Here is a 23,522-nt window from a genome sequence, read left to right as displayed (position 1 = left end):
AAGCCTGCTCATGTCCCATGCACTGTTTCTCGATGAATTGATTTCCACCCTGGGCGCCGAAGTGGCGCAGCGCGGCGACGATGTGCCCGAGCGCTACCACACCGACTGGAGCGGCACGCCGCCCCAGCGCCCGCTGGCCCTGGTGCGCCCGCGCAGCACCGACGAGGTCAGCGCGCTCATGCGCCTGTGCACGGCCCACCGCGTGCCTGTCGTGCCCCAGGGCGGGCTCACGGGCCTGGCCGGCGCGGCCGTGCCCGTGGCGGGTGCCGTGGCCGTCTCCATGGAGCGCATGAATGCCATCGAGGACGTGAACGCGCGCACCGCGCTGATGACCGTGCAGGCCGGCGCCACGCTGCAGGCCGTGCAGGAGGCGGCCGTGGCCGCAGGCATGGTCTTCGGCGTGGACCTGGGCGCGCGCGGCAGCTGCCAGATCGGCGGCAACGTGGCCACCAATGCGGGCGGCAACGGCGTGCTGCAGCACGGCATGATGCGCGAGCAGGTGCTGGGCCTGGAGGTGGTGCTGGCCGACGGCACGGTGCTGCCCATGCTGCGCCCCATGCTCAAGAACACCACGGGCTACGATCTCAAGCAGTTCTTCATCGGCTCGGAGGGCACGCTGGGCATCGTCACGCGCGTGCTGCTGCGCCTGCGCCCCGCGCCCCAGGCCCGCGCCACGGCCCTGGTGGCCGTGCCGGACTTCGATGCGGCGCTGTCCGTGCTCGCGCGCATGCAATCGCGCTTTGGCAACGGCGTGGCGGCCTTCGAGCTGATGTGGGACAGCTTCATCCAGGCCTCCATCCGCTGGCAGAAGCTGCAGCCGCCCTTTGGCCAGGCGCATGCGCTGCTGGCCCTGATCGATGTGGACGGCAAGGACGAGGCCACGCTGCGCGCCGACGTGGAAGAGGCGCTGGGCGAGGCCATGGAGGCCGGCGAGGTGGCCGATGCCGTCATCGCCCAGTCCGTGGCACAGGCGCGCCAGCTGTGGAAGCTGCGCGAGGCGCCGGCCGAGCTCAACACGAACATGCATCCGCCCGTCAACTTCGACGTCAGCCTGCCCCAGGCCGACATCGGCCGCTTCGCCGATGCCTGCCGCGCCGCGTTCGACGCGCGCTGGCCCGGCCACCACTCGCTGTTCTTCGGCCATGTGGGCGACGGCAACCTGCATGTCTCGGTGGACGGTGCCACCGCCAACGGCGACTGCGAAGGCGTAGAGGCCGCGCTGTACCACCTGGTCGGCGAGTTCGGCGGCAGCGTCTCGGCCGAGCACGGCATCGGCCTGCACAAGAAGCCCTATCTCGGCGCCAGCCGCACGCCGGCCGAACTGGCCGTGATGCGCGCCATCAAGCAGGCGCTGGACCCCCTGCATCTGTTCAACCCCGGCAAGGTATTCGACCTATGAACGCTCCCGCCCTCCACGCGATCCACACCCTGGCACGCCCCGAAGTGCCGCCGCTGCCGCCGTACAACGCAGGCCTGTCCTCCGAGGCCGTGCGGGCGCGCTACGGCGTCACCGAGATCGCGCGGCTGGCGAGCAACGAGAACCCCTTTGGCGCCAGCCCTGCCGTGGCCCGCGCCCTGGCCGACCTGGCCCTGCATGTGGGCACCTATCCCGATGCGCAATGCACGGCGCTGCGCGCGGCCATCGCAGCGCGCACCGGCGTGCCGGCCGAGGCCATTGCCGTGGGCAATGGCTCCGAGGACATCCTGCAGATGCTCTGCCAGGCGTTTCTCTCGCCCGGCGACCGCGTGCTCACCCAGCGCCCGGCCTTCGGCCTGCACGAGATCTACCCGCGCATGATGGGCGCCCGCGTCGAGCTGCTGGAGCTGACGCCCGCGCTGGGCTTCGACGTCGATGCCTGGTGCCAGGCGCTGGCGCGCGGCCCCAAGATCGCCATGCTGGCCAATCCCTCCAATCCCGTGGGCTGCATGTTCAGCGCCGGCGATTTCGTGCGCCTGCTGGACGCCACGCCGCCGCAGACCCTGCTGGTGGTGGACGAGGCCTACTACGAGTACGCCCTGCACGCCGACGGCTACCCCGACGTGCTGGCCCTGCTGCGCGGCCGCGCCATGCCCTGGATCGTGCTGCGCACCTTCTCCAAGGCCTGGGGACTGGCGGGCCTGCGCGTGGGCTACGGCCTGGCCAGCGACGCGGCCCTGGTGCAACTGCTGGACCGCGTGCGCACGCCCTTCAACGTCAACCAGGCGGCCCAGGCGGCGGCGCTGGCGGCCTGGGGCGATGAGGGCTTCATGCAGCGCGGCGTGGCCGAGACCGTGCGCCTGCGCGATGTGCTGGCGCAGCGGCTGGCCGCCCTGCCTGCACTGCCCGCACTTCGGATGGCGCCTTCGGCGGCCAACTTCCTGTTCATCGACATCGGCCGTCCCAACGGCCCCGTGAACGAGGCGCTGCTGGTCCGGGGCATCATCACCAAGCCCTGGAAGGAGCCGGGCTTCGAGCACTTCATCCGCGTCTCCGTGGGCACGGAGGCCGACAACGAACGCTTCGTGCGCGCGCTGGCCGAGATCCTGGAGGCCGTGCAATGAGCGGCATCGACCCGACACACGACAGCCGCACGCTGTTCGCCGAGCACGCGCTGCTGCCCACGGGCTGGGCGCGCAATGTGCTGCTGCGCTGGGATGGCGCAGGGCGCCTGCAGGCCGTACAGGCCGACGCACAGCCAGGCAGCGCGCCGCGCGCGCCCGGCCCCGTGCTGCCCGGCATGCCCAACCTGCACTCGCATGCCTTCCAGCGCGCCTTTGCGGGCCTGACCGAATACCGCGCCGAGGCCCAGGACAGCTTCTGGAGCTGGCGCGACCTCATGTACCGCTTTGCCGCGCGCATCACGCCCGAGTCGCTGGAGGCCATCGCCACCTGGCTGTACGTGGAGATGCTGGAGGCCGGCTACACCTCGGTCTGCGAATTCCACTACGTGCACCACGACCGGGATGGCCGGCCCTATGCCGACGACGCCACGCTGTCCCTGGCCCTGCTGCGCGCCGCGCGCAAGGCCGGCATGGGCATCACCCTGCTGCCCGTGCTCTACCAGACCAGCGGCTTCGGCGGCAAGCCACCGCGCGCCGACCAGGCGCGCTTCATCCGCAGCACCGACAACATGCTGGCCCTGCTGCAGCGCCTGCTGCCCGAGGCCCGTGCCCAGGGCGCGGCCCTGGGCCTGGCGCCGCACTCGCTGCGCGCCGTGCCGCCCGACAGCCTGCGCGTGGCGGTGGAGGGCCTGTCGGCGCTGGACGCGCGCGCGCCCGTCCACATCCACATTGCCGAGCAGACACAGGAGGTGGACGACTGCCTGGCCTGGAGCGGCCAGCGCCCCGTGCAATGGCTGCTGGAGCATGCCCCCGTGGACGCACGCTGGTGCCTGGTCCACGCCACCCACATGACGCCCGGTGAATACGCGGGCGCCGCGCGCAGCGGCGCCGTGGCCGGCATCTGCCCCACCACCGAGGCCAACCTGGGCGATGGCATCTTCGACATGCCGCAATGGCTGGGCCACGGCGGCGCCTGGGGCGTGGGCTCGGACAGCCATGCCTGCGTCAACGCGGCCGAGGAACTGCTGATGCTCGAATACAGCCAGCGCCTGTCGCTGCGCCAGCGCAATGTGCTGGCAGGCCCCGACCCGCAGGTGGGCACCGCGCTGTGGACCGCCGCCGTGCAGGGCGGCGCCCAGGCCGCAGGCCGCCCCGTGGCCGGGCTGGCCGTGGGCCAGCAGGCCGACTTCCTGGCGCTGGATGCAGGCCATGTGGCACTGGCCGGCCTGCCGGTGCAGGCCATGGTCTCGGCCCATGTCTTCGGCAGCCACCGCAGCAGCGCCCTGCACAGCCTCTGGGTGGGCGGCGAGCGCCGCGTGCAGGCCGGACGGCATGCGCTGCACGAGGCGGCAGCCCATGGCTTTGTCGCGGCCCGCACGGCCACCCTGCAATCCTGAGGCACCCGCATGCCATGGGCCCGCAAAATCCGCCAGAAACGTTCCAGAATCACACCATGACCGATACCGCTCCCCCTCCCTTCGTCTTCCACCAGGGCACGGCGCCGCTGCTGATCTCCATGCCGCATGCGGGCACCCATGTGCCGCCCGACATCGCCGCGCGCCTGACCGAGGAAGCCCGCCACGTGCCCGACACCGACTGGCACCTGCCGCGCCTGTACGAGTTCGCCAAGGCCATGGGCGCCTCCATCCTCGTGGCCACGCATTCGCGCTATGTGGTGGACCTGAACCGTCCGCCCGATGGCGCCAGCCTCTACCCGGGCCAGAGCGTCACCGGCCTGTGCCCCGTGGACACCTTCGACGACACGCCGCTGTACGCCGACCCGGCCGATGTGCCCGCAGACGCCGAAATCGCCGCGCGCCGCGAAGCCATCTGGGGCCCGTACCATGCACAGCTGCGCGCCGAACTGGACCGCCTCAAGGCCGTGCACGGCACCGTGGCGCTGTGGGACGCGCACTCCATCCGCTCGGTGCTGCCGCGTTTCTTCGAAGGCAAGCTGCCCGACCTGAACCTGGGCACCGGCAAGGGCACGAGCTGCGCGCTGGAGCTGGCCGAGCATCTGCTGGCCATTGCGCAGACCGCGCCGGGCCACACCGCCATACTCAACGGCCGCTTCACGGGCGGCTACATCACGCGCCACTACGGCCAGCCCGAGGCCGGCATCCACGCCGTGCAGCTGGAGATGACGCAGTGCAGCTACATGCAGGAAGCCCTGCCCTTCGACTACCTTCCCGAGCGCGCCGAACAGATCCAGCCCACGCTGCAGCGCATGCTGCAGGCGGTGCTGGACTTCGTGCGCAAGCCGACCTGACACGGCGCCGCGCCGGGGCCGCAGATCTTCATCGTCTGCATGGGCGTTCTGCCTTGCAGCGTTGACTGGCTGGCCCTTTCTGTGTCCCGGCCTACCTGACCTTCACACTCTTCACTGCCTTGGAGGTGATCTGGTCAAGCTCCTTGCTGTGAAACAGGTCAATGCACTTCATTGTGTTGAATTCCGAGGGCACTGAGCCGCCGTATTTCAGGGCAACATACTTGGCAACCAGAGCCCGGAGGTCGTCATACACGGCCAAGTCTTGTTGACCAAATTCCAGGTAGGCTCCGGCGGTGGACCCGGCGTCCCTGGCCGTGCGCTCGTCCTGAGCCACTTGCGCCAGGCAAATGCTGAGCGCCCAATTCTTCAGAAGGGTCTTCTGGCTGTACTTGCTTGTTTGCGGGAGCGTCTGCGCCTGCACGGTTGCGCAAGCGATACCAGCCAAGACCCATAGCAGGACTGCGGGCTTCATGGCAATACCCAAATGGATGCCATATCGGGCACGAACGTGCCGTTGTCAGGGTCCGACATCAAGTGGCAAGTGTCAGAGCATTCTGTGCCGTTCCATAGGGTCACATGGCCGATTGCGTTGCCCCATCCGTGGCCTTTGACGACGATGATTCCCACTCCGTCCATGTACTGTCTACCGTCAGCCCCACTCACGGTTTTGTAGGTGCTGCCCTCCGGAATTGGAAATCTCGTCATGTTGGGAACATAGCTCATCCTGATCAGCCTTCGTCGTGGCAGTGGCCCGGGCAGGGCCCGCCCATGGCCACGGGCGGCGGGTCGCCCAGCCAGCGGCGTGGCCCGGGGCCGTTCTGTGCGCACAGGTCGCCGGGGTTGTGCAGCACGCAGTGGCGCAGTGACAGGCAACCGCAGCCAATGCACTGGTCCAGGCTCTCGCTGAGCCGCTGCAGCTCGCCTATGCGGTCGTCCAGCCGCTGCTTCCAGACCCGCGACATCTTCTGCCAGTCCCCGCCCGTGGGGACATGGCGGCTGGGCAGCTTGGCCAGCTGCTCGGCGATCTCCTCCAGCGTGAAGCCTATGCGCTGGGCGAACACCACGAAGGCGATGCGCCGCAGCGACGAGCGGTGGTAGCGCCGGTGGCCGCTGGCGCTGCGCACGGACTCGATCAGGTTCAGCGACTCGTAAAAGCGCAGCGCCGAGGCCTTGACCCCGCTGCGCTGCGCCACGTCGCCGATGCTGAGCAGCGGATCATCCTCGGTTTTCATGGTGGCTTTCCTTTGTGGCTTGACTTCAAGTTCACTTGAACTCGAAGAATGCGGCCATTCTGAGCGAAAGCGCAGGAACAGGGCAACCGGGTCTGTACCGCCCATGCGAGCGTCCTGGCCGGACTGCGAAATTCTTTGGCTGAGTGCTGCAATGACGCAGCTGCCGTTCATTCATACAGTAATGGGTCTCATTTGTATTGAATGGCATCGGCCGGAGGTTTCCATGTACATCGACAGCAGCAGCTTTCCCCTGGTCCGCATGGGCTACGAGCGCGACAAGGCCGTGCCTGTGGACCGCTTGCTGGAAGACTTCTCGGCCCTGCTGGCCCGCGGCCAGGCCTTTGTCTTCTTCAGCGACGGCGACATGTCCCAGGAGGAGCGCTCGCCCGAGGAGCGCAAGCAGGTCGTGCTGTGGATGAAGGCCCGCCGCCCCGAGCTCAAAAGCCTGGTGCGCGCCCTGGTCCACGCCGAGCCCGATGCGCACAAGCGCGCCGAGGCCGAGGCCTTCGCACAGATGTTCGGCAAGGCCTGGGGCTATCCCATGCTGCTGGTGGCCTCCCCCGAGGAGGCGCAGCAGCGTGCACGGGAGCTGCTCGGGTCCGATTGATGACCGATTGACATGAACTGAGAGAAACACCATGAATGCCGTGGATTCCGCCCTGCTCAAAGTCCTGCCCGAGAGATGGGACCCCGATCATGTGGACCGTCCCGTGATCGTCCTGCCCATGCGGTCGGGCCCCGGCGACTGGGGGATGAACTTCCATGCCCACCGCAAGAGCCAGCTCATGGTCACCCATGCGGGGCTGATCACGCTGGAGACCGATGCGGGCGTCTGCGTGGTGCCGCCGCGCAGCGCCGCCTGGATTCCGGGCGGCACGCTGCACCGCGTCAGCTGCAGCGGTGCGGCCAGCGGCTACGTGGTCTTTGTCGAGGCAGGGGCCGTGCGCCCCGTGCCCGGACCCTGCCATGCGCTGGCCGTCTCGCCCTTTCTCAGTGCGCTGCTGGACCGCGTGCAGGGCCTGCCGCAGGACTACGAGCCCGACAGCGGCGATGGCCGGCTCATGCAGGTGCTGCTCGACGAGATCCAGGCGGCGCAGCCCGAAGGACTGCACCTGCCCCTGCCGCACGACCGGCGCCTGCGCCGCATGACCAACGCCCTGTGCGAGCAGCCGCAGCTGCAGGCACGGCTGGCCGACTGGGCCCAGCGCATCGGCATGAGCGAGCGCAGCATGACGCGGCTGTTCCTGGCCGAGACCGGGCTTACGGTCAACCAGTGGCGCCGCCAGCTGCATGTGCTCACCGCACTGCAAAAGCTGTCCGAGGGGCTGCGCATACAGACCGTGGCAGATGCCCTGGGCTACGAGAGCGCACCCGCCTTCGTGACCATGTTCCGCAAGGCGGTGGGCACTTCGCCGCGCCGCTTCCTGGCGCTGCGCAGCGCACCCTTGGCGGGCGGGGCCGCAGGCCTCTGAGGCCTGCGGCCCCGCGAACATCACGACAGCCGCAGCCCCAGGCCCAGCAGCACGGCCACCACCATCGCAGCGGCAAAGACATCCCAGCGCCGTATGCGCCGGTAGCGCAGGAGCAGGACCAGCACGATGCCGATCAGCGTGATCAGGCGTGCCTGGAACACCGTGCCCAGCAAGAAGCAGATCACGATCTGCGTCCAGTAGGTCAGCAGGCCGGGCATCGGCGATGGGCCGGGGGCCTGGGCGTCGGGGCTCGGCGCCTGTGCGGGCTGCTGCTGCGGCGTGTCCACGGCCGGCCGTGCGGCCGCAGCTGCCTGGGCGCGTGCGGCCTCGCGCTCCTGCAGCCGCTGTTCGCGCCGCTGCTGGTCGGTCTTCTCGATCACGGGTGCCGCCGGCTCGGCCGGCTGCCACCACGTCTTGCCGCTGGCCAGCGCAGGCGCCTGCCCGCTGGCGGCCAGACGCCGGAACTGTGCGCTTGCGGGCGGCTGTGCACGCGCCGCCGCGCGGTCCTGCCGGCTGGCCTGCAGCAGGGCATCGTTGGCGCGGTCGATGGGGCTGCGCGTGAGCTGGCGGGCCTGGCCCAGCAGCGGGCCGCCCTGCACGGGGTCGACCTGGTACACGAACTGCGCCAGTCCCAGCAATTGCGAGGGCTGGGCTGCCTGCCCCTGCCAGTGCGCCGGCTTGCCGGCGCTGGCCTGCGTGGCGCGGTGCAGGGCGGCGCGCAGGCGCCTGCGCGTCTCGCGCGATACGCCGGGCTTGTCCGCGTTCACCACCAGTCCCGTGACCTCCTGGCGGCGGCCCTTGCGCATCACGCGCTCCTTGTCGGGGTGGGGCGTGAAGCCTTCGTCGCGCAGTATCCAGCGCACGCGGCCCAGCAGCCGGCCCACGTTGTCGCGCGCGGCCTCGCCCGAGGCCGAGAAGGTCAGGTCGTCCGCATAGCGCGTGTACACAAAGCCCAGCTGCCTGGCCAGGCCCAGCAGGCGCCGGTCCAGGCGGCGGCACAGCAGGTTGGTGAGCATGGGGCTGGTGGGCGCGCCCTGGGGCAGCACGCGCTCGCGCGCCTTGCCGCCGACGAAGAGCTTCTCGCCATCCACCTGCCAGGCCTGGGCGCGGTTTTCGCTGCACAGCAGGGCCAGGAGGGTGGCCATGGCCTCGCCATAGCCCAGATGACGGAACACGCCCTTGATGCGGCCGAAGGCAATGCTGGGAAAGAAGTCCTTCACATCCAGGTTGATGACCACGTCGTGGCCCGCATGCGGCGCGGCATTGCTCACGATGGAGCGGCCGGCCAGGAAGCCGTGCGCGGCATCGTGCGCGGGCACCTTGGCGAGGATGTTGTCCAGCACCCAGTACTGCGCGCGCTTGAGGCGCGGCATGGGCGCGGAGATCAGCCGCTCGCCGCCGGTCTTCTTGGGCAGGGTGAACGAGTGGTAGTGGTGGGTGCGGGCCACCTCGCGGTGAAAGCCCAGGAAGCGCAGCTCGGCCACGGTGATGCCCATGGCATCGGCCAGCTGCGCCGCATCGGCAAGTTCCGGCAGGCCATGCCGGGCCAGCCTTTGCGGGTCGGCCTGCCGGCGTTCCCCGGCAGCAGGCGGTGCCTCACCGGCCTGCGGCCCCTGCAGGGCAGCGGAGACGCCGGGGCCCAGATAGCCCACGTGCGTGGCCCGCTTCGCATGCCAGGCCAGCGCCTTGTCGTGGCGCTCCTGGGCCTGGCGGCGTTTGGTGTCCTCGCGCTGGGCCAGCGCCTTTTGCATGCGCTCCTTGCGCATCTGGCGCAATGCGCGCTCGGGGTTCTGGCGCACGGCGATCTGCTGGCGCAGCTCGGCCAGCTCGCGCTGCAGCTCGCCCTCGCGCTGGATGTGGGCTGCGGCCAGCTGCGGCTGCCCCTCGCCCTTGGGCCAGAAGCCCAGGCGCTGCATCTCGTCGAGGATGACTTCCTGTTTGCTCGATGCCTTGATGCGCTCGTAGATCTCGGCGCGTGTGGGTTGCGGCTGGCTCATGCGGCCACCCAGGCAAGGCGGGCCCGGCCGCTGTGCGGCGGGCAAAGAAATGGAGCGACGCGCTTCTCGTCGAAGAGCCCGCAGGGCTCACGGGACGGGAGCTGTTCGCTCGACGCCACCCCGCGACGGTATGCGTGTTTCGCTTGTGGTAAGCCACTCAGGAAAACGCATACCGTCGCTGGGGTGGCACAGTGAAAACGGCGCCCGTGGTGCATGAAACGGCAGTTCACAAGGGTGGCGAAACACCACCCGGATTGCAAGAGCCTGCGCGTCGCTCCGCGTGGCAGTGTAGAGCAATTGAAGCGGTTCACGCGATTTCTCCTTGTCCTGCGGCCTTCATCTGCGGGCCGGTCGGCTGGCGGGCGGCATCGAGCTGGGGCTGCGCCACCAGGCGCAGCGCAATCATGTGCTCGCAGGGCCCCTGGCGCAGCCGGTACTGCTGGTAGTGGTTGCAGCTGCAGCGCGCATCGGTCAGGCGCTCGTCGGCATCGAGTTCGAGCTGGGTGTCGAACAGGCGCTTGCCGTCGGCGCGCGGGATCTGGCCGGTGATGCGGCTGAACCCGTCCTTGCGGTCGATGCGCGGCGGGGCAATGGCCTTGCCGCGCACCAGGGCCAGCGCCTTGTCCTCCTCGGGGTTGGCGGGCTGCAATTGCTGCGCCGTCAGCGGCTCGCGCAGCAGCTCGCGCCAGGCGTAGCGCCCGGCGTCCAGGTCGTAGACCGCGCGCCCGGCCTGCATCCAGCGTGTCATGGCCGTGTGCACCTGGGCCGTGGACAGGCCCGTGGCCTGGGCCAGATCCTGCGCGCCGGCCTGCCAGCACGACTGCAGTTGCCGGCCCACGGTCTGGACATCGGCAGGCGTGACCTCGGCCTGCGGCGCCATCAGGTGAAAGCGTGCGCTGGCGGCCCAGTCGTTGGCGCTCCAGCCCGACAGGCCCAGCGTGACCGTGACCAGGCCCAGCTCGATCACCCAGAAGCTGGGCATGCCGCTGCCCAGCAGGTGCACGCGCACGCGCGTGGCCTGGGAGATCAGCCGCTCCAGCGTGAGCAGGCGGCGGCGCCCCCACAGGCGGATGGTGCCGCCGCCCGTGCCCATGGCATCGCTGACGACGTGCGAGCGCCGGGTGGCCAGGCGCTCCTCCCAGGGCTCGAACACCACGGTGGGCGGCTGTCCCGGCGCCAGCTCGAAGCGCAGCGCGCGCGGGCCGTGGCGCTCGCGCCGGGCACGCAGCCGCGCGCAGATGTTGAACAGGTCCATGGGGTGCAGCTCCAGCACGGTGGCGGGCAGGGCCATGGCGCTGGAGACCTGCACGAAGCCGCGCAGCCAGCTGTCGGGCAGGTCGATCTTTTCCTCGCGCAGCGCGGGGTCGCCGCCCACCTGCACGGCAAAGCCGGCCGGGTCCAGCGTCAGCCGCGTGTCCCGGTAGTTGCGGATCTTCTGGAATTCTTCGTAGAGGCTGGCCGAGTAATCGATGTTGGTGGTGCCGCAGATGCGCTCGCCCGCATGCTCGAAGGCCTCGTGCCGGATGCTGACCGCGCAGTAGCTCGACTCGTCCTGGCTGAAGGCCTCGAACAGCAGCCGGTCCGGGTGCACGGTGATCACGGGGTCCAGCACATACCAGGCATCGCGGTTGGCCACGAACAGCCAGTCGAAGTACTTGCGCTGGGCCTTGTAGAAGGGGGTGAGCACCTGGTTGCGGGTCTCGCGCAGGTCCTTGAGTTCGGCGCTGATTTCCTTGGCGCGCGCCTGGGCGCCGCCGGTGTCGGCCATGAAGGTGGCCAGCATTTGCGCTTCGTGCTCCTGCAGCCATTCGCGGTAGGCCGTCTTGTCGCGGCCGCGCGTGCGCAGGTCGCTGACCACCACGCTGTGCAGCGCGGACAGCCCTTCGCGCACCTGCAGGTAGGCCGGGCCGTCGCGCCGGAGCAGGCCGTCGAAGCGCGTGGGTGGGCGCAGCAGGTCGGGCGCGAAGGAGAAGGCCTGCTCGGCCGCCGTGTCGTTGACCTGCGTGCTGCCGTAGTACTGATAGCGAAATTCCATGTCCGATCGACTCCGTGCCTTGTTGCGGCGCTCAGGTTGAAGACGGGGCCTGGCCGCGCCGCTCCGCCGCCAGGGGCTGCATGAAGCTTTGCGCCAGCTGGGGATGGCGCTGCACGATGTCGCGCAGCCCGGCCACATAGTCGGGTTGGTCGGCATGGCTGGCGCTGACCACCTGCCGCGCAAAGATGGCCGCCACCACGGCGGCGGTCTCGGGCGCCTGCACCTGGCTGCGCAGGAAATGCAGCACGCGCGTCTTGCTGGCGCGCGCGCGGTGCACCTGGCTGAGCACGGCCAGGAAGTAGGGCTGCAGCTCCTGCAGGCGCGCCGCGCGCTGCGGCGCGGGCTCGTCGGGCAGGGCGAGCAGCCATTGCGTGACGAACAGCTGCACGCTGGTGGCGGGGTGCTGGGCCAGGCGCGTGAGGAAGAGGCTGGCCTCGGGCGCGCTCATGTGCTGCGCGAGCCGCTGGCGGCCCAGGGCCTGCACCCAGGGCTGGGCATGATCGACCCAGCCGAGCAGCAGCTGCGGCGACAGGGCGCCGTCCGGCAGCCGCTGGCCGAACATCTCGCGTGCGTACTGCTGCGTGTCGGCAAACAGGGCGTCGGCCAGCGGCATCAGCTGTTCGGCCTGCTCGGGCAGGGTCCGGTCCATGGGGGTGAGCTGCGCATCGATGCTCTGGCGGCTCAAGGCGCGCACGTCGGCATCGGCATGACGGGCCAGCGTGGACCACTGGCGCAGCGTGTAGGCCTGCAGGTCCAGCGCCTTCAGGCCCCAGGCGCCGTAGCGCTGTGCGCCCTTGGCCTGCGCCTGCAGGGCACGCCAGATGCCCGAGGCATCGCGGGCCGGGGCCACGGCGGCCAGCGGGCCGGTGAGCAGCCGCAGCGCCGCGTCGTGCACGCCTTCGGCCTTTTCCGCGCGGAACAGCACTTCGTGCAGGCGTTCGGCGATCTGGGCATTGCAGCGCGTGTTGTAGAGGGGGGTGCCGGCCAGGCGCTCGACCAGGGGCGCTGCCGCTGCGCGCAAGGCAGCATGCGGCGATACGGCGAATTCGGCCAGCATGGCGGCCTGCTCGCACAGCAGGTCATCGGCGAGGCTGCCCATGAGCCGGATGCCGCAGGCCATGCGCGCAGGTTCCTCGGATTCCAGCAGCCCGCGCAACGCCGCCGGGGGCAGGGTCCGCAGGCCCTGCGGATGCGCCAGCAGCCAGGCGGTGGCCATCTCCACCAGCGCCGTCACCGAGTGCGCCAGCAGGTGGTGCAGCGGCGGGGCCGGGACGCTGGCGGCCTGCGCAGCCAGCGGGCCGTTGCCATCGAACAATGCCTGCACGGCATCGCGGATATCGGCCAGCGTGGGGCTTTCGGTGTCCAGCGTGGGCAGCGCCGCCAGCAAGGCCAGGGCCACGGCTGCACCATCGGCATAAAACAGCAGGGCCAGGCCCTGGGTGCGCGAGCTGGCGGCCGGTGACAGCAGCAGGGCTGCCACCAGTTCGGCATCGCGCGCGGCGCCTGCGCGGTCACGCGACAGCCAGGCGCCCAGGTAGCTGGCGGCAGGCCCGTCGCCGCATTGCGCAAGCGCCAGCAGCCAGGGCCGGCGTGCCGCATCGTCGGTCAGCGAGACCATGCGCTGCTGCGCGATCTGAAGGCCCAGCGCAGCCGCCGGTGCATAGGTTTTGTGCAGCAGCGGCGCGGTGGCCGCTGCATCGAGGCCGTCCAGAAAGGCCTTCTGGTCCTGCAGGGCGCGCGTGAGCGACCACAGCAGCAGCGTGGACTGCGAACGGCCCACCAGTTGCAGCAGTTGCCCGGGGTGGGCGTCCCACATGGCCGATAGCCCTTCCACGCGCTGCGCGGGCAGCTGCTGCAGGTCCAGCGGCTCGTCGGTGTACCAGGTGTGGGCGCGGGCCGAGGCATGCAGTTGCGGCCAGCGCGGCAGCAGCAGCCGGGCAGCGAGCAGCCAGCGCGATTCGGGCAGGCGGCCGGAGCGCGAGGCAGGCTGGCCCGCGCAGCAGCGGTCCATGGCCTGGAGCAGGGCTGCGGCATGGGCGGCGCTTTCGCTGTGGTCGGCCGAGGCCATGCGCCGCAGCTGGCGCCAGCCGCGCAGGCGCAGGTACAGCGAGGTGTCGCGGCTGAAGACGGCACCCTCGTCGCGCGGGCCATCGAAGCGCGCGTGCAGCACGGCCAGCAGGGCGTGGTCGCGCCGCCACTCGGCACGCTTGTGGATGCGCCGCAGGGCCGGCCACCAGGCGCGCGTGAAGGGGATGCGCTCCATCCAGGCCAGCAGCTGCTGGTGGACGGCGCCGTCGTGCGCGCCCAGCGCATCGGCCGCCAGCAGCGCCTGTGGCCCAAGGGCCTGGAAGAAGGCCTGTTCGGCCTGCGGTCCGTCCTCTTTCGGGCCGTTTTCCTGCGGGGGGATCCCGGCCCACTGCGCCTGGTACTCCTGCAGCGCCGCCTGGCGTTCCCGCGGCTCCAGCAGGGCCAGCCAGGCCTGGTGCGCCAGATCGCGCGTGGCCTCGCTGGTGCCGCGTTGCGAGAGCGCCTGGAGGGCCACTGCCGCGCCGCCATCGCCCAGGCGCCCGATGAGGTAGGCCAGGCAGTAGTCGAGCAGATCGTCCCCCGTGCCCAGCAGTGCCACCAGGCGTGGAACCTGGGCATGCAGCAGGCGCTGGGCGGCGCCGCTGCGCGCGGGGTCCGCATACTCGGCCAGCCGCCACACCAACCGGGCCTGCTGGCCCGAGGGCATCAGCCGCCAGGCGCTGCCGTCCAGGCGTTTGCACAGGGCGGAAATGGCGCCGGCCTGCAGGGCCGACTCCGGCAGGCCGGGCGGCACCGTGGCCTGTTCCCGGGCCGGGCCGGGGGAGGGCGCCGGGCCTGCTTCAGCATCCAGCTCCGCAAAGCCCTCATGGGACTGCAGCACATCGCCCGCGCCCAGGCGCTGGCGCAGGTAGGCCAGCGCGCGCTGGCGTGCAGGCTCCAGCGCCTGGGGCAAGGGGGTGAGCGTGCTGTCATCGACCTGCGCGACGACGCCGGCCTTCAATTGCGTGACCTGCAAGGTCACGACATGGCGCGCTGCGGTGGCCGTGGTGTCGCCGCTCGGCATCTCCAGGGCCAGCACCCTCACGGTGCTGATGCGTTCGTTGCGTCCCTGTGGCCGGGACAGTGTGGCGTGAGCAAGCAGATTCATGCGGCAGGCATCCAGTGCTTTTCCATGGAGGGTGTCGGCGTTCGTCGGCAGTAGTCGGCGGCTTTTGGCGGTACCTGGCGGTTCCTGGTGAAACCTGGCCGCCACCCTGGGTCAGATGGCCTTGCAGTGTAGTGGTGGCGTCCTGCAGGTGCGGCAACGCGCGTGTGTCCGTCTGTGCGCGCCTGTCCAGGTCTTTTCAGGTCGTTCCTGGTCAATTGCCGCTGCGCTTGTCCGATCCGGCCAGCGATGTCCCCGGCAAACCGTCCTCAATTTTCGTGGTGTCTTTGCGCACGGATCTTGACTTCAAGTTCACTTGAACTTGAAGAATGCAACCCATTGTGAGCAACCGCCTGGAAGGCCTCCAGAGCCTGCGGTCCCGCCCCTTTTTCCGGCCCCGCCGCAGCCCCGGCAGCAGGGCCTTGCCCATCCCCCTCAAGGAGAGTCGATCCATGCCCGTTCTTCCACCGCCGCCGTTGCGGCGTGCCCTGTTCGGAGGCGCCCTGGCGGCGCTGGCCCTGCTTGCCGGCTGCCGCCCGCAGGCCGTGGGCGATGCCCACGCCAGCGACGGCCCGCCGCCTGCGCCCGAGGTACTGGTGAGCGAGGTCGTGCCGGCCAGCGTGCGTGTCTGGGACGAGTTCAACGGCCGCATCGATGCCGTGGAGTCGGTCCAACTGCGCCCGCGCGTGTCGGGCTATATCGAGCGCATTGCCTTCAGCGAGGGGCAGGAGGTCAGGAAGGGCCAGTTGCTGTTCGTGATCGACCAGCGGCCCTACCGCGCCGCCCTGGCCAGCGCCGAGGCCGAGCTGGAGCGCACGCGCGCAGGCGCCGCGCTGGCCCGCACCCAGGACCAGCGTGCCCGCCAGCTGGTGGCCGAGCATGCCGTCTCGCGCGAGGAAGCCGATACGCGCGCCGGCGCCCTGGCCCAGAGCGCCGCCCAGGTGCGTGCCGCCGAGGCCGCGCTGGCGGCAGCTCGGCTCAACCTGGATTTCACCGAGGTGCGCGCGCCGGTCTCCGGCCGCGCGGGCCGCGCCCTGCTCACCGTGGGCAACCTGGCCCAGGCCGACCAGAGCGTGCTGATCACCGTGGTCTCGCAGGACCCGGTGTATGTCTACTTCGATGCGGACGAGCACAGCTTCCTGCGGCAGCAGCAGGCCGCCAAGGACACCAAGGGGCGGCCCGGCGTGCAGCGGCCCGTGCGTGTGGGGCTGGCTGGCGACGAAGGCTTTCCGCATGCGGGCAGCCTGGACTTCACCGACAACCAGCTCAACGCGGGCACGGGCACGGTGCGCATGCGCGCCCGCCTGCCCAATCCCGACCGCCTGCTGACGCCGGGCCTGTTCGCGCGTGTGCAACTGCAAGACGCGCAGGGCCTGGGCGGCGAGCGGCAGACGCTGCTGATCGACGACAAGGCCGTGCTCACCGACCAGGACCGCAAGTACGTCTATGTGGTGGGCGAGGGCAACAAGGCCGAGCGCCGTGACCTGGAGCTGGGCCGCATGGTCGATGGCCGGCGCGTGGTGGACAAGGGGCTGGCGGCGGGCGACCGCCTCGTGGTCGGCGGCCTGCAGCGCATCTACTACCCCGGCATGCCGATCAGCCCCAAGCCTGCTCCCGGCGACGGGCAGGCGGCGGTGGCCAAGGCGCCGGCCGTGGCCGCGCAGTGAACCGGGAAGCGCACCATGGACTTCTCCAAATTCTTCATAGACCGGCCGATCTTCGCGGTCGTGCTCTCCATCATCCTGTTCGCCGTGGGGCTGGTCGCGATTCCGCAGCTGCCCGTGGGCGAGTATCCCGAGGTCGTGCCGCCCAGCGTGGTGGTGCGCGCCACCTATCCGGGCGCCAATCCCAAGGAGGTCGCCGAGTCGGTGGCCGTGCCGCTGGAGGAGGCCATCAACGGCGTCGAAGGCCTGATGTACATGAAGTCGGTCGCGGCGTCCGACGGCAGCCTGCAGGTGGTCTCCACCTTCCGCCCCGACGTCGACCCCGACACGGCCGCCGTGCGCGTGCAAAACCGCGTCAGCCAGGCCCAGAGCCGTCTGCCCGAGGAGGTGCGCCAGTTCGGCGTGACCACGCAAAAGCAGTCGTCCACGCCGCTGATGTACGTGGGCCTGGTGTCCCAGGACGGCCAGCATGACGCGCTGTACCTGCGCAACTACGTCACGCTCAAGATCAAGGACGTGCTGGCGCGCATTCCGGGCATTGGCGACGTGGGCATCTACGGCGCGGGCGACTACGCCATGCGCGTGTGGCTGGACCCGGACAAGGTGGCCGCGCGCCAGCTCACGGCGCCCGAGGTGATTGCCGCCATCCGCGAGCAGAACATCCAGGTCTCGGCCGGGCAGTTGGGCGCGCAGCCCAGTCCGCAGAGCGCGGACAAGCTGCTGTCCATCAACGTGCGCGGGCGGCTGAAGACGCCCGAGGAATTCGGCAGCATCGTGCTCAAGGGCGGCGCGGACGGCCAGGTCGTGCGCCTGGCCGACGTGGCGCGCATCGAGCTGGGCGCCAGCGACTACACGCTGCGCTCGTGGAGCGACAAGAAGAACATGGCGGCCGTGGGCATCTTCCTGTCGCCCGGCGCCAATGCGCTGGGCGTGGCCGAGCAGGTCTACGCGGCCATGGACAAGCTCTCCCAGGACCTGCCCGAGGGCGTGGCCTTCGAGACGGTCTGGGACCCCACGGTCTTCGTGCGCGACTCCATCAAGGCGGTGCAGAGCACGCTGATCGAGGCCGTCATCCTCGTGGTGCTGGTGGTCATCGTCTTCCTGCAGACCTGGCGCGCCTCCATCATCCCGCTGCTGGCCGTGCCCGTGTCCATCGTCGGCACCTTCGCGGGGCTGTACCTGCTGGGCTACTCCATCAACACGCTGACCCTGTTCGGCCTGGTGCTGGCCATCGGCATCGTGGTGGACGACGCCATCGTGGTGGTGGAGAACGTGGAGCGCTACATCGAGGAAGGGCACACGCCCCTGGAGGCGGCCCACCTGGCGATGAAGGAGGTCTCGGGCCCCATCATCGCCATCGCCCTGGTGCTGTGCGCGGTCTTCGTGCCCATGGCCTTTCTCAGCGGCGTGACGGGGCAGTTCTACAAGCAGTTCGCCGTGACGATTGCCATCTCCACGGTGATCTCGGCCATCAACTCGCTGACGCTGTCGCCCGCGCTGGCGGCCAAGCTGCTGCAGCCGCGCGGCGCGCCGCGCGATCCGCTGGCGCGCGGGCTGGACCGCAGCCTGGGCTGGCTCTTCCGGCCCTTCAACCGCTTCTTCGACCGCAGCGCCCACGGCTACCAGAACTCGGTGGGGCATTCGCTGCGCCGCCGGGGCCTGGTGTTCGCGGTCTATGCGGCGCTGCTGGCGGGCACGGCCGTGCTGTTCCAGGCCGTGCCGGGCGGCTTCATCCCGCTGCAGGACAAGCTGTACCTGTTCGGCGGCGCCAAGCTGCCCGAGGGGGCTTCGCTGAACCGCACGGATGCGGTCACGCGCCAGATGGTCGATGCCGCCAAAAGCGTGGAAGGCGTGGACATGGTCGCCGCCTTCGCGGGCTTCAACGCGCTGCAGTCCACGACCACGCCCAACCTGACCAGCGCCTACATCATGCTCAAGCCCTTCGGCGAGCGCACGCGCAGCGCCGAGGCCATCAATGCCGAGCTGGGCGCGAAGTTCTCGCAGATCGAAGGCGGCTTCGCCTATGCGCTGATGCCCCCGCCCATCCAGGGCCTGGGCAACGGCTCGGGCTACTCGCTGTTCCTGCAGGACCGCGCGGGCCTGGGCTACGCGGCGCTGCAGCAGGCGCTGCAGGCCTTCCAGGCCGAGATCGCCAAAACACCGGGCATGACCTACCCGGTCAGCAGCTACCAGTCCAACATCCCGCAGCTGGAAGTCAAGGTGGACCGCACCAAGGCCAAGGCCCAGGGCGTGGCGCTGACCGACCTGTTCCAGACGCTGCAGGCCTACCTGGGATCGGTCTACGTCAACGACTTCAACGCCTTCGGCCGCGTCTGGCGCGTGATGCTGCAGGCCGACGCTGACCACCGCCAGACCGTGGAGGACATCGCCAGTCTGCGCACGCGCAATGCGCGCGGCGAGATGGTGCCCATAGGCTCCATGGTCACCGTGGTGCCCAGCTTCGGCCCCGACCCGGTGCTGCGCTACAACGGCTTTCCGGCGGCCGATCTGATCGGCGACTCCGACCCGCGCGTGCTGTCCTCGGGCGAGGTGCTGGCCAAGCTCCAGGAGATCGCGCAGCGCACGCTGCCGCGCGGCATCGAGCTGGCCTGGACCGACCTGAGCTACCAGCAGGTGGAGCAGAGCAACGCCGCGGCCGTGGTCTTCGCCATTGCCGTGATGCTGGTCTTCCTGGTGCTGGCCGCGCTCTACGAAAGCTGGACGCTGCCGCTGGCCGTGATCCTCATCGTGCCCGTGTGCATCTGCGCGGCGCTGTTCGGCGTCTGGCTGGCCGGCGGCGACAACAACGTCTTCGTGCAGGTGGGGCTGGTGGTGCTGATGGGGCTGGCCTGCAAGAACGCCATCCTGATCGTGGAATTCGCGCGCGAGCTGGAGCTGCGCGGCGTGGGCATCGTCGATGCCGCGCTGCAGGCCTGCCGCCTGCGGCTGCGGCCCATCGTCATGACCTCGATCGCCTTCATCGCGGGTGCCGTGCCCCTGCTCATCGGTGGCGGCGCGGGCAGCGAGGTGCGCGCGGCCACGGGCGTGACCGTGTTCTCGGGAATGCTGGGCGTGACCCTGTTCGGCCTGTTCCTCACGCCGGTGTTCTACGTCACGCTGCGCCGGCTTTCGGGCCGCGCGCTGACGGGGCATGCGCCTGCGCATTCCACCGGGCCTGCCCAGCCCGCCTCCCTGGAGTCCCCACATGCCTGAGATACGCAAGTCCCTGAGCCGCCACGCGCTGGCGCTGGCATCCGCCGCCCTGGTGGGCGGCTGCGCGGTCGGCCCCGACTTCAAGGCGCCTGCGGCGCCGCGGGCCGCAGCGCAGTTCGCGCGGGCCGAGCCTGCACCGGCCACCCCCCAGGCCGAGCCCGATGCCGCCTTCTGGCGCCAGTTCCAGGACCCGCAGCTGACGCAGCTGGTGGAGCGCGCGCTGGGCGACAACCAGGACCTGCAGGTGGCGCTGGCGCGGCTGGACGGTGCCCAGGCGCTGCTGCGCGAAAGCCGCTTCGACCAGCTGCCCACGGTCACGATGTCGGGCCGGGCCACGCAGCAAAAGCTCAGCGAGAGCGAGGCCTTCTATGGCCCGCGCAGCCAGCGCAGCTACACGGCCGGATTGGCCGCCAGCTGGGAGATCGACGTGTTCGGCCGCGTGCGGCGCAGCATCGAGGCGCGGCATGCCGACCTGCGCGCCGATGCGGCCGACCTGGCGGCCCTGCAGGTGGCCATTGCGGCCCAGGTGGCGGGCAGCTACGCCGACCTGCGCGGCTGGCAGCAGCGCCTGGCCTTGGCGCAGGCCAACGCGGCCAACCAGCAGGACACGCTGCGCCTGGTGCAGCTGCGCCTGGCGCACGGCAGCGGCACCGAGTTCGACCTGGCGCGCGCCCAGGCCCAGCTGGAGGCCACGCGCTCGCGCATTCCCGCGCTGCAGGCGCAGATCGCCATGGCGCAGCACCGGCTGGCCGTGCTCACGGGCCAGGTGCCCGAGGCGCTGATTGCCGCGCTGGATGTGCCTGCCGCCCTGCCGCAGCTGCCGCCGGCCATCGACCCCGGCACGCCGGCCGGCCTGCTGCGCCGGCGCCCGGACGTGGCCGTGGCCGAGGCACGGCTGCATGCGGCCACGGCACGCATCGGCGTGGCCACGGCCGACCTGTTCCCGCGCCTGTCGCTGGGCGGGCTGCTGGGCAGCACGGCATTGCACGGCGGCTCGCTGTTCGAGGGCGCCAGCGCCCGCAGCAGCGTGTTCCTGGGCGTGGACTGGTCCTTTCTCGACGTGGGCCGCGTGCGGGCGCGCATCGCGGCCAGCGAGGCCGGCGCCCAGGCTGCGCTGGCCCAGTACCAGCAGACCGTGCTGCTGGCGCTGGAGGACACGGAGAACGCCCTGGTGCGCCTGCAGCGCACGCGCAGCGAAGACGCCCACCTGGCCCAGGCTGCCGAGCAGCGCCAGCGCGCAGAACAGCTGGCGCAGCGCCGCTACCAGCTGGGCAGCGTGGGCCTGTACGAAGTGCTGGATGCGCAGCGCGACCTGTATGCGGCCCAGGACGCGGCCGCCGACAGCCGTGCGCGCGGCCTGCGCGCCGCCGTGGCGCTGTACCAGGCCCTGGCCGGTGGCTGGGACGGAAAGCTGCCGCCGGCCTGAGCGTGCGACGCGCATTGCCACAAGGGACGGCCAGGCGCCGTCCCTTTTTTCTTGTGCGGCGCCCCCGGTGAAAACCACGAGGACCAGGGGCTTGCCTCATTTTTTTCTTATCGGATAATTTTCTCATTGGAAAAAAATGGAGCAATGGATGATGGAAAGCCAGGTTCTGGATTTCGCCGTGATCGGTGCCGGCATGGCCGGCGCCTCCGTGGCCTGGCGGCTGGCCGGTGCGGGCACCTCGGTGCTGGTGCTGGAACGCGAGCCGCAGCCCGGATACCACGCCACGGGCCGCTCGGCCGCCATGTTCATGGAGAGCTACGGCACCGCGCAGATACGCGCGCTGACACGCGCCAGCCGTGGCTTCTACAGCGCGCCGCCCGAAGGTTTTTGCGAGCACGCGCTGCTGCAGCCGCGCAGCGTGCTCTACATAGGAACGGCCGGCCAGGAACCCCAGCTGGACGAGGCCCTGGCCATGTACCGCCGCGACGGCCTGCGCGCCGAGCGCATCGACGCGCGCCAGGCCTGCGCCCTGGTGCCCTGCCTGCAGGAGAGCCTGCTCGTGGGCGCCGTGCATGACCTGGACGCCATGGACATCGACGTGGCCGAACTGCACCAGGGCTTTCTGCGCGGCATGGCGCGTGCCGGTGCGCGGCTGCGCTGCGGCGCCGAACTGTCCGGCGCCGAGCGTGAGGTGGATGGTGATGGCCAGGGCCTGTGGACCCTGGTGCTGCAGGACGGGTCGCAGGTCCGTGCCCGCGCCGTGGTCAATGCCGCAGGCGCCTGGGCCGATGCCGTGGCCCGGCTGTGCGGCGCGCGGCCGCTGGGCATCGAGCCCCGGCGCCGCTCGGCCTTTACCTTTGCCGCCCCCGAGGGCGAGGACATCCACGGCTGGCCTGCCGTGATCGGCGTGGACGAGAGCTTCTACTTCAAGCCCGATGCGGGCCAGCTGCTGGGCTCTCCCGCCAATGCCGATCCCGTGCCGCCGCACGACGTGGTGGCCGAGGAGCTGGACGTGGCCATGGGCATAGACCGCATCGAGACACTGACCCGCCTGCGCATACGCCGGCCGCGCCATGTCTGGGCCGGGCTGCGCAGCTTTGCGCCCGACGACGACTTCGTGATCGGCTGGGATGCGCAGCGCGAGGGATTTTTCTGGCTGGCCGGGCAGGGCGGCTACGGCATACAGACGGCGGCCGGCGCCTCGGCCGCCGCGGCCGCGCTGCTGATGCGCGAGCCGCTGCCCGCCGAGCTGCTGGCGCAGGGCGTCGATGCCCTGCGGCTGAGTCCGGCGCGCTTCGCGGCCTGACCCGTCATCCCTTTTTCACCTTTTCGGCCCCCGCAACACACAACAATCCAAGGAGACAGGCATGGGTGCATTCAAGGAAGTGAGCAGGATTGCCGGCGCCTTCGTCGGCGTCATCGTCGGGGCGGGCTTCGCCTCGGGGCAGGAGATATTGCAGTTCTTCGCGGGCTTTGGCGCCATCGGCCTGGCAGGCTGCCTGGTGGCGGCCCTGGCCTTCGTCTTCCTGTCCATGGCGTTCTCCACCATGGGCCAGCGCCTGCAGGCCGGCTCGCACAAGGAGGTGGTGCAGGCCCTGCTGGGCCGGCATGTGGGCATGGTGTTCGATGTGCTGATCACCTTCTTCCTGTTTGCCATCACCGTGGTCATGCTGGCGGGCGCAGGCTCGCTGCTGCACCAGTGGCTGGGCCTGCCCGAGGTCTGGGGCAGCGTGCTGGCCACCGTCGCCACGGTGCTCATCGTCTGCCTGGATGTGGGCCGGGTGATCGCCTTCATCGGCGCCGTCACGCCGCTGCTGGTGTTCATGACCGTGGTGGTCGCCGGCTACGTGCTGCTGACGCCCCACGGCGACATGGCCGCGCTGGAGGCCGCCGCTGCCTCCCAGCCCCGGGGCGCCGGCCACTGGCTGGTGGCCGCGCTGCTCTATGTCTCCTACAACGTGGTGGCGGGCATGCCCTTCCTGGTGATCATGGGCGGGCAGGCCAGCTCGCGCCGCGTGGCGCTGTGGGGCGGCGTGGCGGGCGGGCTGCTGCTGGGCCTGCTGATGCTGATGATCGCGGCCGCGATGTACTGGCGCATGGACACGCTGGGCGGCCTGTCCATGCCCATGCTGTCGCTGGCCACGCAGATCTCGCCCTGGCTGGGGCACCTGATGTCGCTGGTCATCTTCGGCATGATCCTCAACACGGCCGTGGGCATGCTCTATGCCTTCGTGGCCCGCATCCTGCCGGCCGGCACGCCGCGTTTTCGCTGGGGCACGGGCGTGGCGGGCGTGCTGGCCCTGGGCGGCAGCTTCGCGGGCTTCATCACGCTGGTGGGCATGGTCTACCCGGTCTATGGCTACATCGGCTTCGCCCTCATGGCCTGCGCGCTGGTAGGCTGGCTGCGCATGGGCCGCAGGCAGGCGCCCGGGGCCGGCCTGCGCGGCGCCTGACGGCCGGGCCTGACCCTAGAATCGGGCGGTCGCCAGCCCCGATCGCCC

Annotated in this window: 16 protein-coding genes; 11 read left to right on the top strand and 5 right to left on the bottom strand. The window is 70.4% G+C overall.

The window, feature by feature from the left end:
• Positions 1 to 10: 10 nt before the first annotated feature.
• The 4 genes from AC57B5_RS20005 to hutG are packed head-to-tail and all read left to right on the top strand — an operon-like array spanning position 11 to position 4,810.
• Positions 11 to 1,399, top strand: coding sequence for an FAD-binding oxidoreductase (locus AC57B5_RS20005; RefSeq protein ID WP_496400200.1), 1,389 nt, complete (start codon positions 11 to 13; stop codon positions 1,397 to 1,399).
• Complete coding sequence (locus AC57B5_RS20000; protein ID WP_496400199.1) at positions 1,396 to 2,541, top strand: histidinol-phosphate transaminase; 1,146 nt, start codon at positions 1,396 to 1,398, stop codon at positions 2,539 to 2,541. Before AC57B5_RS20005 ends, AC57B5_RS20000 begins: the two co-directional genes overlap by 4 nt.
• Positions 2,538 to 3,938, top strand: coding sequence for a formimidoylglutamate deiminase (locus AC57B5_RS19995; RefSeq protein ID WP_496400198.1), 1,401 nt, complete (start codon positions 2,538 to 2,540; stop codon positions 3,936 to 3,938). The genes AC57B5_RS20000 and AC57B5_RS19995 overlap by 4 nt, the downstream gene beginning before the upstream one ends.
• A gap of 14 nt (positions 3,939 to 3,952) precedes the next feature.
• Entirely contained in the window at positions 3,953 to 4,810 is an 858-nt protein-coding gene (gene hutG / locus AC57B5_RS19990) for an N-formylglutamate deformylase (RefSeq protein ID WP_199139789.1), read from the top strand.
• A 91-nt stretch (positions 4,811 to 4,901) separates the two neighbouring features.
• On the opposite strand, the gene AC57B5_RS19985 is transcribed toward hutG, so the two are convergent.
• Entirely contained in the window at positions 4,902 to 5,282 is a 381-nt protein-coding gene (locus AC57B5_RS19985; protein ID WP_496400197.1) for a T6SS amidase immunity protein Tai4 family protein, read from the bottom strand.
• Positions 5,283 to 5,538: 256 nt separating this feature from the next.
• Positions 5,539 to 6,042 carry a redox-sensitive transcriptional activator SoxR gene (soxR, locus tag AC57B5_RS19980; protein ID WP_012202096.1) on the bottom strand — a complete coding sequence of 168 codons (504 nt, stop codon included), beginning with the start codon at positions 6,040 to 6,042 and terminating at the stop codon, positions 5,539 to 5,541.
• Between the two features lie 223 nt (positions 6,043 to 6,265).
• Here soxR and AC57B5_RS19975 point away from each other — a divergent pair, with 223 nt between their 5' ends.
• Together AC57B5_RS19975 and AC57B5_RS19970 are read left to right on the top strand one after the other, a co-directional pair.
• Positions 6,266 to 6,649, top strand: a complete 384-nt coding sequence (locus tag AC57B5_RS19975) for a hypothetical protein (protein ID WP_016447388.1) — start codon at positions 6,266 to 6,268, stop codon at positions 6,647 to 6,649.
• A 31-nt stretch (positions 6,650 to 6,680) separates the two neighbouring features.
• Positions 6,681 to 7,514 carry a helix-turn-helix domain-containing protein gene (locus AC57B5_RS19970; RefSeq protein WP_496400196.1) on the top strand — a complete coding sequence of 278 codons (834 nt, stop codon included), beginning with the start codon at positions 6,681 to 6,683 and terminating at the stop codon, positions 7,512 to 7,514.
• A 20-nt stretch (positions 7,515 to 7,534) separates the two neighbouring features.
• On the opposite strand, the gene AC57B5_RS19965 is transcribed toward AC57B5_RS19970, so the two are convergent.
• The 3 genes from AC57B5_RS19965 to AC57B5_RS19955 all read right to left on the bottom strand — a co-directional run bounded on the left by AC57B5_RS19965 (position 7,535) and on the right by AC57B5_RS19955 (position 14,721).
• Complete coding sequence (locus AC57B5_RS19965) at positions 7,535 to 9,511, bottom strand: reverse transcriptase family protein (protein ID WP_496400195.1); 1,977 nt, start codon at positions 9,509 to 9,511, stop codon at positions 7,535 to 7,537.
• A gap of 307 nt (positions 9,512 to 9,818) precedes the next feature.
• Complete coding sequence (locus AC57B5_RS19960; protein ID WP_496400194.1) at positions 9,819 to 11,546, bottom strand: SWIM zinc finger family protein; 1,728 nt, start codon at positions 11,544 to 11,546, stop codon at positions 9,819 to 9,821.
• A 31-nt stretch (positions 11,547 to 11,577) separates the two neighbouring features.
• Positions 11,578 to 14,721, bottom strand: coding sequence for a hypothetical protein (locus AC57B5_RS19955; protein ID WP_496400193.1), 3,144 nt, complete (start codon positions 14,719 to 14,721; stop codon positions 11,578 to 11,580).
• 449 nt (positions 14,722 to 15,170) lie between these two features.
• Between AC57B5_RS19955 and AC57B5_RS19950 the strand changes: the two genes are divergently transcribed.
• The 5 genes from AC57B5_RS19950 to AC57B5_RS19930 all read left to right on the top strand — a co-directional run bounded on the left by AC57B5_RS19950 (position 15,171) and on the right by AC57B5_RS19930 (position 23,474).
• Positions 15,171 to 16,385 carry an efflux RND transporter periplasmic adaptor subunit gene (locus AC57B5_RS19950; protein WP_496400192.1) on the top strand — a complete coding sequence of 405 codons (1,215 nt, stop codon included), beginning with the start codon at positions 15,171 to 15,173 and terminating at the stop codon, positions 16,383 to 16,385.
• 15 nt (positions 16,386 to 16,400) lie between these two features.
• Positions 16,401 to 19,595, top strand: coding sequence for an efflux RND transporter permease subunit (locus tag AC57B5_RS19945; protein WP_034397640.1), 3,195 nt, complete (start codon positions 16,401 to 16,403; stop codon positions 19,593 to 19,595).
• Positions 19,588 to 21,021, top strand: a complete 1,434-nt coding sequence (locus AC57B5_RS19940; protein WP_313236444.1) for an efflux transporter outer membrane subunit — start codon at positions 19,588 to 19,590, stop codon at positions 21,019 to 21,021. The genes AC57B5_RS19945 and AC57B5_RS19940 overlap by 8 nt, the downstream gene beginning before the upstream one ends.
• A 151-nt stretch (positions 21,022 to 21,172) precedes the next feature.
• Positions 21,173 to 22,327 (top strand): NAD(P)/FAD-dependent oxidoreductase, encoded by a 1,155-nt coding sequence (locus AC57B5_RS19935; protein ID WP_496400191.1) that lies wholly within the window; start codon positions 21,173 to 21,175, stop codon positions 22,325 to 22,327.
• A 61-nt stretch (positions 22,328 to 22,388) separates the two neighbouring features.
• Complete coding sequence (locus AC57B5_RS19930) at positions 22,389 to 23,474, top strand: YkvI family membrane protein (protein WP_012202106.1); 1,086 nt, start codon at positions 22,389 to 22,391, stop codon at positions 23,472 to 23,474.
• Positions 23,475 to 23,522 lie beyond the last annotated feature (48 nt).

The sequence above is a fragment of the Delftia sp. BGA-UO-ETr-SB1 genome (assembly GCF_059567865.1).
This window is presented reverse-complemented; position numbering and strand designations above follow the sequence as displayed.